Below are 3,936 nucleotides of genomic sequence, written 5' to 3' on the forward strand. Positions count from 1 at the left end.
CCTCGGTGCAGGTCCACCGCCAACCGTCGCGGATCTGCGCCGGTCCGTGCGGCTTTCGCGTGCGGTGCAGGCGGCTGCGGTGCTGGCGCTCGTAGGGCTCAGCGCCGCCGTCCGTAGCGGTCGGTGAGCTTGTCCTCGACGGTGGCCGGCGCAGTCTTCTCGGCGGGCTCGGTCTGGCGCTTCTCGGCGCGGCGGGCCCGGATCTCGGCGTACACGAAGTAGCCCAGCAGGATCGGCGCGACAACGCCGAACGTGATCCACTGAATGCCGTAGGACAAGAACGGCCCGGCATCCAGGTGGGGGAGCGCGATGACGCCCAGCCCGCCGGGTTGGTTGTCGACCAACTGCAGATATGACCCAGCCAGTGGAACCCCGGTCAGCGTCGCTATCTGGCTGATATCGATCGAATACACCTGCCGCACACCGTCACTGACGAATGGCTGCTTGTCCGACACCGGCTGCTCGGAATCGCGCAGCCGCGCCGTGATGGTTACTGTCTCGCGCGGAGGCGCTGCAATCGCCGGCACCCGCGACCCTTGTTCGGGTCGCACATAGCCGCGGTCGACCAGGACATTGGGGCCTCCGTCGACGGCGAAGGGAACCAGCACCTCCAGCGCCGGATTCCCCTCGGCCACCCGCAACCGGACCAGCAGCTGCTTATCGGCCAAATAGTGGCCGGTCGCCGTCACGGTGCGCCACTGTGCGTCGGGAGCTGACGAGTTTTGTTGCGGCAACAGGGTTTTCAGTGGCACCGGCGCGGTGGTCAGAGATTGCTGAATCTGGTTGTTTTCTCGCGACGTCTTCGTGTTCTTGCCCAACTGCCAGGGCGCGAGCACGCTGAAACACAAGTAGGTGAACGCGATCACCACAACAGCCAGCGCCACCCAGCCGGGTCGCAGCAGAAAGGCGAGGCGACGCATCAGGGGCGCCCGTTCTCGGCAAGCCGCTCGTCGACCCAAGCGTGCAGGCCCGGCAACGAAGCCTCGATGGCGGTGAACACCGATTCGAAGTCGTCGTGGTCGCCGTAGTAAGGGTCGTCGACGTCGAGGACATACGCACCGGAGCGCGGGTCGAAAGACCGCAGCATCCGGATTCGGTCGGAATCGACCCCGAGCTGCTGAAGCAGCCACACGTGGTTGCGGGCCAGCGCGACCACCAGGTCGGCCTCGATGTGGTCGATGCCGACCTGCGCGGCGCTGTGGTCGGTGGGGTAGCCGTGCGCGCGCAGCACGCGGTTGGCCCGCTCGTCGGCGCACTTTCCGATATGCCAGCCGGCAGTTCCGGCGCTGGTCACCCGCACGGCGTCGTGCAGACCGCGCTGGCAGATCTGGTGGGCGAACATTTTCTCCGCCATCGGCGACCGGCAGATGTTGCCGGTGCACACGAACGTGATGTGTAGCCGCGACTCAGACACCTAACGTCCTCCGCAGCTCGGCAACCGTCGCAACATGCACCAGCCCGGCCGTTTCGGTGGCGTCGGCGAAGTCGGCTTGGCCGTATCCCCAGCCGACCACCACCGCGTCGATGCCGTGCGCAGCCGCGCCTTCGACGTCGTGGCGGCGGTCGCCGACCATGAGCACGCGGTCGGGCAGCGGCTGCAGTTGCGCCAACGCGTGGGCCAGCACGTCTGTTTTGGTAGCGCGGGTGCCGTCGACGCTGGCTCCGGCGACGACCTCGAAGTGCTGGTCGAGCCCGAAATGCGCCAGGACGCGACGTGCGGTCGGCTCCGCCTTGGAGGTCGCCACGGCAAGCCGGACGCCGGCGGCCCGCAGGTCGGCCAGCAGATGACTAATTCCGTCGAAGAGGCTGTTCATTGCCCAGCCGCGGCTGGTGTAGTCGGCGCGGTAGGCCGCGATCGCGGCGTCGGCGTGCTCGCCCAGCCCCATCGTGGCGAGGGTGTGATGCATCGGCGGGCCGACGATCCGGCTGGTCAGGTCGCCGTCGGGCACTTCGGCGCCAATCTGGCCGAGCGCGTGTCGAAAGCTGGACACGATCCCGTCAGCGGAGTCGGTGAGGGTGCCGTCGAGGTCGAAGATCACCAGTTGGGGTTTAGCGGCGGAGGCCGTGCCGGTCACGTCCCTATTGTCCAAGATGGCGCGACCTGCGGTTGACCGTGTCCCGATAGTTGGCCTCGTCGCGAGGTCGTTAGGGTTTCAGACGTGGCGAATCTCGCGCGCTATCACGGCGATCAGGCCGCCGAACCGGGCATGCTCGATTTCGCGGTCAACGTCCGTCATACCCAGCCGCCTGCCTGGCTGGTGCAGCGGCTGGCCGCACGGTTGCCGGATCTGGCGCGCTACCCAAGCGGCGGCGACGAGCGCGCGGCGATGCAAGCCGTCGCGGTCCGTCATTGCCGTGCTCCCGACGACATCGCACTGTTGGCCGGATCCGCCGAAGGATTCGCGTTGCTGCCCAACCTTCGCCCGAGGCTGGCGGCGGTGATCGCGCCGTCGTTCACCGAGCCCGCCGTGGCGCTGCGGGCGGCCGGTGTGCGCGTACAGCACGTCGTACTTGACCGGCCGTTCGGCTTGGCCGGCGCGCAGGTTCCCGACGACGCCGACCTCGTCGTGGTGGGCAACCCCACCAACCCGACATCGGTTTTGCACACCCGTGAGCAGATCCTCGCGTTGCGCCGACCCGGCCGGATCGTGGTGGTGGACGAGGCATTTGCCGATTCAATTCCCGGTGAGCCGGAATCGCTCGCCGACGAGCCGCTGCCCGACGTGCTGGTATTGCGCAGCCTGACCAAAACGTGGTCGCTGGCGGGCCTTCGGGTAGGTTACGCATTGGGTGCACCCGACGTGTTGGCTTGGTTGACGGCTCAGCGGGCGCACTGGCCGGTGGGGACCCTGCAACTGACGGCGATTGCGGCCTGTTGTGCGCCCGACGCCGTCGCCGAAGCGGCCGTGGAAGCTCGACGCTTGGCGGTGTTGCGCACCGAGATGGTGTCGGGCCTGCGGTCGGTGGGTGTCGAATCAGTGGACGGCTGTGCGCCATTCGTCTTGTTCACCGTCGACGACGCCGCGTTGACGCGAAAGCATCTGCACGCCAAAGGAATTGCGGTACGACGATGTGACACCTTCACCGGTTTGGACGGGCGATATCTGCGCGCGGCGGTCAGGCCGGAGTGGCCGCTGCTTGTCGAGGCGTTGCGGGAGGTGCTGGCGTGATCGTGCGGCTGGCCGACGCCATCGACGTGCTGGACGAGGCTTATCCGCCCGGGCTAGCCGAGTCGTGGGATTCGGTCGGCTTGGTGTGCGGCGACCCTGACGACACGCTGACCTCGGTGACAATCGCCGTCGATGCGACCGCGGCAGTCGTCGACGGGGTTCCGGACGGCGGCCTGCTACTGGCCCACCATCCGCTGCTGCTGCGCGGCGTGGACACGGTGGCGGCCAGTACCGCCAAAGGTGCGTTGGTGCACCGCCTGATTCGTTCCGGCCGTTCGCTGTTCACCGCACACACCAATGCCGACTCGGCATCACCGGGAGTGTCCGATGCGTTGGCGCAGGCGCTAGGGCTAACCGTTGAGGCGGTGCTGGAGCCCTCACATGTGGTGGCCGGTTTGGACAAGTGGGTGATCTTTGTGCCGGCGGAGAACGCGGAGGCGGTGCGCGCGGCGGTCTTTGCGGCCGGAGCCGGCCGAATCGGTGACTATTCCCAATGCAGCTGGAGCGTCACCGGCACCGGCCAGTTCCTGCCGGGCGATGGAGCTGCACCGGCGATCGGCAGCGTCGGCGCCGTGGAAAAAGTGGTCGAGGATCGAGTCGAGGTTGTCGCGCCTGCGCGGGCACGGCGCGAGGTGCTCTCGGCGATGCGGGCCGCGCATCCATACGAGGAGCCGGCGTTTGACCTCGTCGCATTGGCACCGCTGCCCGCCGACGTCGGGCTGGGGCGAATCTGCTCGCTGGCCCAGCCAGAGTCGTTGAGCGCATT

5 protein-coding genes are annotated in these 3,936 nt (G+C 67.7%); 2 read left to right on the forward strand and 3 right to left on the reverse strand.

Translation table 11 applies throughout. From position 1 onward, the window contains the following. Nucleotides 1–98: 98 nt before the first annotated feature. Genes WB785_RS23875 through WB785_RS23885 form a run of 3 tightly spaced genes read right to left on the reverse strand, consistent with a single transcriptional unit; the run spans nucleotide 99 to nucleotide 2,075 of the window. Nucleotides 99–920, reverse strand: a complete 822-nt coding sequence (locus WB785_RS23875) for an SURF1 family protein (protein ID WP_424082435.1) — start codon at nucleotides 918–920, stop codon at nucleotides 99–101. Continuing rightward, nucleotides 920–1,414 (reverse strand): low molecular weight protein-tyrosine-phosphatase, encoded by a 495-nt coding sequence (locus WB785_RS23880; protein WP_424082437.1) that lies wholly within the window; start codon nucleotides 1,412–1,414, stop codon nucleotides 920–922. The genes WB785_RS23875 and WB785_RS23880 overlap by 1 nt, the downstream gene beginning before the upstream one ends. Beyond that, nucleotides 1,407–2,075 (reverse strand): HAD-IA family hydrolase, encoded by a 669-nt coding sequence (locus WB785_RS23885; protein ID WP_424082439.1) that lies wholly within the window; start codon nucleotides 2,073–2,075, stop codon nucleotides 1,407–1,409. The genes WB785_RS23880 and WB785_RS23885 overlap by 8 nt, the downstream gene beginning before the upstream one ends. 84 nt (nucleotides 2,076–2,159) lie before the next feature. Here WB785_RS23885 and cobC point away from each other — a divergent pair, with 84 nt between their 5' ends. Beyond that, complete coding sequence (gene cobC, locus WB785_RS23890; protein WP_424082441.1) at nucleotides 2,160–3,170, forward strand: Rv2231c family pyridoxal phosphate-dependent protein CobC; 1,011 nt, start codon at nucleotides 2,160–2,162, stop codon at nucleotides 3,168–3,170. Continuing rightward, nucleotides 3,167–3,936, forward strand: a 770-nt coding sequence (locus tag WB785_RS23895) for a YqfO family protein (protein WP_424082443.1), incomplete at its 3' end; no start/stop codon positions are given. The genes cobC and WB785_RS23895, both read left to right, overlap by 4 nt.

Source organism: Mycobacterium sp., assembly GCF_049585075.1.
GTDB lineage: Bacteria > Actinomycetota > Actinomycetes > Mycobacteriales > Mycobacteriaceae > Mycobacterium.

What these genes read in the sequence shown, in the direction of transcription:
- WB785_RS23875 (WP_424082435.1), bottom strand. Translation starts at nt 920, where the DNA reads ATGCGTCGCCTCGCCTTTCTGCTGCGACCCGGCTGGGTGGCGCTGGCT.